At 42.5% G+C, this 5,001-nt stretch carries 6 protein-coding genes; 4 read left to right on the plus strand and 2 right to left on the minus strand.

The window, feature by feature from the left end; genetic code table 11:
- Window positions 1–166: 166 nt before the first annotated feature.
- Window positions 167–1,291 carry a right-handed parallel beta-helix repeat-containing protein gene (locus FBF61_RS34325; protein ID WP_138485509.1) on the minus strand — a complete coding sequence of 375 codons (1,125 nt, stop codon included), beginning with the start codon at window positions 1,289–1,291 and terminating at the stop codon, window positions 167–169.
- Between the two features lie 134 nt (window positions 1,292–1,425).
- On the minus strand, window positions 1,426–2,115 hold the full coding sequence (locus FBF61_RS34330) for an IclR family transcriptional regulator (RefSeq protein WP_138485510.1): 690 nt from the start codon (window positions 2,113–2,115) through the stop codon (window positions 1,426–1,428).
- Between the two features lie 98 nt (window positions 2,116–2,213).
- Between FBF61_RS34330 and FBF61_RS34335 the strand changes: the two genes are divergently transcribed.
- From FBF61_RS34335 to FBF61_RS34350, 4 genes are all read left to right on the plus strand, one after another.
- Complete coding sequence (locus FBF61_RS34335) at window positions 2,214–3,164, plus strand: aldo/keto reductase (RefSeq protein ID WP_138485511.1); 951 nt, start codon at window positions 2,214–2,216, stop codon at window positions 3,162–3,164.
- A gap of 138 nt (window positions 3,165–3,302) precedes the next feature.
- On the plus strand, window positions 3,303–3,884 hold the full coding sequence (locus FBF61_RS34340; RefSeq protein ID WP_138485512.1) for a Crp/Fnr family transcriptional regulator: 582 nt from the start codon (window positions 3,303–3,305) through the stop codon (window positions 3,882–3,884).
- A gap of 119 nt (window positions 3,885–4,003) precedes the next feature.
- On the plus strand, window positions 4,004–4,666 hold the full coding sequence (locus FBF61_RS34345) for an NADPH-dependent F420 reductase (protein WP_138485513.1): 663 nt from the start codon (window positions 4,004–4,006) through the stop codon (window positions 4,664–4,666).
- Window positions 4,667–4,705: 39 nt separating this feature from the next.
- Complete coding sequence (locus FBF61_RS34350; protein ID WP_138485514.1) at window positions 4,706–4,906, plus strand: hypothetical protein; 201 nt, start codon at window positions 4,706–4,708, stop codon at window positions 4,904–4,906.
- Window positions 4,907–5,001: the final 95 nt, after the last annotated feature.

Consider the following 5,001-nt stretch of genomic DNA (forward strand, 5'->3'; position numbering starts at 1 on the left):
CACCCTCATACTGTTTGAGGATCGCCACGATCTGGGTTTCTGAGTAGTTTTTCTTTTTCATGTGACAGTTAAAATTAGCTCATTTCGAGTCTAATCCTACACTGTCCTAATTTCGGGAAAGCTTACAATTTCGGGAAAGCTTACAATTTCGGGAAAGCTTACACCGTTACTTCATAAACAAACCGGCACCAAGATCAGCACCTAAGGTACCAGGCTTTAAATGCAAATAATTTCGGTTTGTCTGATCATCTTCGAGCTGTACTTTACCTTCTTTCTTGATAATCACATCTTTACCCAATCGTAATTTTTTGGGGTCGGCTGGCACACCAAAACCGGTTGCTCCGCCACCCTTGTTTACCAGTTGATTATAGCCAATGACCATTGAATTGGTCAAATCAAAAGACAATTGATCTTTTTCATTCAATACCCAAAAGATATTTGCATCTGTGACCACATTATTGTAATACTTAAAATCGCTAGCTACTGACCATGACCAAACGGCTGCTCCATAGTTGCCGACCACTAAATTATGGTGCATTTCACAGTGCTCTGCTGGCCGTTCGGATAAGAAGAAAACGACGGCATCCTTTACATGATAAAATACACAATGATCCACTACTACGCCCTGCCCGCTTGCAAGCACCGCCAAATGATTTGGAATGGCATTTCTGTCCCCAATAAACAGGCACTGCGTAATTCTCAGATCGTCCAGGTTAAGTCCCTCCCGTACAATTGGATAATTTCTTCTAACAACACCTGCTGTGGGCTGCTCATGTACGGGTGTTCCCAAAACGCGTAAGCCTTGAATAGTAACATGACTGGTTTCGATCTGTATTCCATATGAAGTGCCTGGATCACTACTTCCCATTGGTTTAAAATTTAGCGGCATTGTGGAGATAATGACAGGCATTTTCGCTGGGCCCCATGCTGACTCATCAGGTAAAACTTCTGAGCGGATCGTTAACCGCTCCGTTTTGGAAAACCACCAGTTGGCCGGATGAAAGGTCACAGTGGCATCCAAACCGTAAATACCTTCGGATAGCAGGATGGTTATAGCTCCTTTTCCATTGGCTGCATTAACCCGGCGGGCAGCTTCATACAGGGTCCGTAATGGGGCTTCTTTTTGTCCATTATTGTTATCGCTCCCTAATTCCGGATTCAAATAAATCTGGCCATCTTTGGGCAGGTTCGGAATCAGCTCATGGCGCTGCGCAAATGAAAAGGTCGACAAGCATAGATATAATACTGTAAACAGGATAGCTAGCCTGGTAATTGATTTCTTGTGATCCATACGGCTTTTGTAAGATTAGTTTTCCGTAAAGTTGACCATTACCACAGGGCTGTACCCACAAACTAAATTAAGAAATAGCCTTAACCTATATTAAGTATTGGAGATTCCGGAAATCCTGCAACTTGAATAGCGATCTAAATCATGCGCTTAACCAGCTCAGCCATGGTTTCCATTTTCTTTTTATCAAACCGGTGCGCCGGACCTGATAATCCAATAACGGATATGATCCTGTCTTTGTAAAAATATGGGATGGCTATACAGTTAAGCTCCTTTTCATATTCTTCCAGATCCAAGGCGTAACCTTTGTCGAGTATGCGCTGCATTTCGCTTTCCTGAGCTTTGATTTCGTTTTCGCTAACCCCCTTGTATATACTGTTTGATAAATGTGGCGAATAGGCCATAAATACTTTCCCAATTGCAGTGTGCTTCATCTCTATTTCTTTGCCTAGTTCAAGAGAGATTTTTAAAGATCTGTTGGGTTCGCATTTGTATTCATACCGAAAATAACTTCCCATCTGGATCGCCATAAAGGAAGTTTCTCCACTTTCGGCAGTCAGCTTTTCTATTACCGGCCTTAAATCACTTCGCAATTTTTGGTAAGGGATTTCTGAGAAATCCAGATGACGGATTTTAGATGTTAGGCGGTAACGTGGCGTTAGCTTATCCTGTTCAACATAGCCTAATTGCTTGAGACTGGCCAGAAAATTGTGCACGGTCGTTTTCTGAAGACCTAGTGCCTGAGCAATATCATTCAGACGGACAGTGTTTCCGTTGGCGGCTATGTATTCGAGAATATCGAATGTCCTTTTGATCGACTGGATCATTTGTTCATCTATATTGAATTATTTGACATTTGACCCATTCATGTGAAAGCATATTTCCAAAATTACGCCAATTTTGATCTACAGTAACAAATTCACAAATGAAAAAAGTAACATTAGGAACAACAGGATTACAGGTTGCCCCGATTAATTTCGGCGGTAATGTATTCGGATGGACTTTAAATGAGAAAGAGTCCTTTGATATTTTAGATGCATTCGTAGCAGCAGGATTCAATTTTATTGATACTGCTGATACTTACTCTTTTTGGGTACCGGGCAACACTGGCGGAGAGTCCGAAGCAATTATTGGCAAGTGGATGAAAGAGCGTGGCAACCGTCAGGATATGGTTATCGCCACCAAAGTAGGATTTCAAAACAACGAAAGGCCAGCAGATATAAGCAAGGAAAATATCATTAAAACAGTAGACGAATCCCTACTGCGTTTACAAACAGATTATATAGATCTGTATTATACCCACATCGATGACGGGAAAACGCCCATAGAAGAAACGATGGAAGCTCATGCGCAATTGGTGAAACAAGGAAAGGTGCGGCATATCGGCGCATCCAACCTAAGCGTTGAAAATCTTGTTTCTTCTCTGGAATATTCTAAAAATCAGGGAATACCGGCTTATGAAGTATATCAGCCGCATTATAACCTGATCGAAAGAAGCGAATTTGAAACAGTCTACGCACCCATTGTCAGCAAGTACAACTTGTCAGTGCTTCCCTATTATTCGCTTGCTTCGGGATTTTTGACCGGAAAATACCGCTCAGTTGATGACCTAGGAAAAAGTCCACGTGGTGGTGGGGCAAACCAGTATTTGAACGAGAAAGGTTTAGGCATTTTATCGGCATTGGACAAGGTATCGGCTAAACATGATACCCAGCCTGCAACGATTGCGCTTGCTTGGCTGCTTAACCAGCCACAAGTAATTGCACCAATCGTAAGTGCGACTTCAAAGCAGCAACTAGCAGTTTTGACCGATGCACCTAACATTATTTTGGATAGCAGCGACCTTGAGGTGTTAAACCAGGCTAGCGCTTATTAATAATGGCAGAATGATTCCGGCACATCAAATGATATGCCGGAATTGTTTTCTACGGTTAATATTGACAAGTCCGATTCATCTTATAACCGATAGCCAGGCTTATATTTGCAACAACTTTTTCCCTTTAATATCTTCCCTATGTATGAAGTGTTTTTTCAAAAATTCAACCAAAGGACTCCTTTAACAGAAGATGAAGAAAATTTCATTAAGCAATACCTTATCCCTAAAAAGTTAAGAAAACGGCAATATCTGCTGCAGGAGGGAGATGTATGCAAAAGCATAGCATTAATAGAGAAAGGGTCAATGCGTACATATCTGGTGGACCCGGCCGGCCAGGAGCATATCACAGCCTTTGCCCTAGAAGGCTGGACTATTGGAGATTTACCTAGCTTTCAAAGCGAACTGCCGTCAATACAAAATATAGAAGCTCTAGAAGATTGTGAATTGGTCTTGGTCAGCAAATCCGCACATGATGAGTTGCTTAAAACAATGCCTAAGTATGAAATATACATCCGGCTTTTGATTACAGACGCCTATATGGCACTTCAAAAGAGAACCCTGAACATGATCAGCTTGTCCTTGGATGATCGTTACAAAGCGTTTATAGATACTTATCCAAACATCGCTCAACGTGTTCCCCAGCACATGATTGCTTCTTATATGGGTCTATCCCCGGAAACTTTGAGCCGGATCCGCAGCAGGATGAACAATTCAAAATAGCGAAACCTTGATTTTCGTCAACGGTTTTCATTGACCGGAATCAACAGAATTTCTTGTCCAAACGCATTGGCCCACGGGGCTTGGTGCTGGTAGTTTTGTGTATCAAAATCGATACAAAAATGAACACAAAACAAACCATTGCCATTATTGGAGCCACAGGGAATATGGGCTCTGGCATATCCAAAAATCTTTCCACCGGTAACTACCGCCTTCTCTTATTCGCAAACGAGCTCAGCAAGTTACAGACGCTCGAGACTGAAATACTGGCAAAAAATCCTACTGCCGACATTGAACTAAGCGAGTGCCCCACTGAGGCTTCCTGGGAGGCTGACGTCATTATTCTGGCTTTACCTTACCCTGCACAACAGCAGATTGCGGAGAAAATCAGGGAAGTAGCCAATCAGAAAATTGTGATCAGCATTGCTAATCCGCTTAACGAAACTTATGACGGGCTGGTGACCGCCCCCGATACAAGCGCGGCTGAAGAACTTCAAAAATTGCTGCCCAACTCGAAAGTCGTAAAAGCATTTAACACGGTCTTTGCAGCCGACTTTGCCCAGCCGGTCATTGCCGAAAAACAAGCTGATGCATTCATCGCTGGAGATGACCAGGATGCCTTACAGACAGCAAGCGAGCTCGTAGTAACCGTAGGGTTCAACCCCATCATTGCAGGTGGATTGCATGTGAGCCGGACGTTGGAAAATATGTCATTGCTGCTGATCCAGCTGAATTTGAAAAATGGGTATAACTGGCTTGCGGGTTGGAAAATATTGCACCAATAGTCATCACTCTAAATAATTACTAATCATAACAAAACGATCATGAAATTGACATTCATAAAAAATATTGCGCTGACTGCCTCCATTGCAGCAATTTTTGCTGGTGTATTGAGCTGCCAGACACCGTCTTCAAAATCTCAAAGCGCTGCTGTAAACATTGACAGTCTTAAAACGATTGCTTTAAATCTGGCCGCCTCCAATGATAGTACTGCTGTAAGCTTTCCCGAAATTAGGACAGTGTAGGATTAGACTCGAAATGAGCTAATTTTAACTGTCACATGAAAAAGAAAAACTACTCAGAAACCCAGATCGTGGCGATCCTCAAACAGTATGAGGGT

Origin of the sequence: Dyadobacter bucti (assembly GCF_005869225.1) — a bacterium.
In the GTDB taxonomy this organism is placed as follows: domain Bacteria; phylum Bacteroidota; class Bacteroidia; order Cytophagales; family Spirosomataceae; genus Dyadobacter; species Dyadobacter bucti.

Excerpts from the sequence above, each read along its gene's own strand:
- FBF61_RS34325 (WP_138485509.1), bottom strand. The coding sequence starts at position 1,291 with ATGGATCACAAGAAATCAATTACCAGGCTAGCTATCCTGTTTACAGTA.
- FBF61_RS34350 (WP_138485514.1), top strand. The coding sequence starts at position 4,706 with ATGAAATTGACATTCATAAAAAATATTGCGCTGACTGCCTCCATTGCA.
- FBF61_RS34345 (WP_138485513.1), top strand. The coding sequence starts at position 4,004 with ATGAACACAAAACAAACCATTGCCATTATTGGAGCCACAGGGAATATG.
- FBF61_RS34340 (WP_138485512.1), top strand. The coding sequence starts at position 3,303 with ATGTATGAAGTGTTTTTTCAAAAATTCAACCAAAGGACTCCTTTAACA.
- FBF61_RS34335 (WP_138485511.1), top strand. The coding sequence starts at position 2,214 with ATGAAAAAAGTAACATTAGGAACAACAGGATTACAGGTTGCCCCGATT.
- FBF61_RS34330 (WP_138485510.1), bottom strand. The coding sequence starts at position 2,115 with ATGATCCAGTCGATCAAAAGGACATTCGATATTCTCGAATACATAGCC.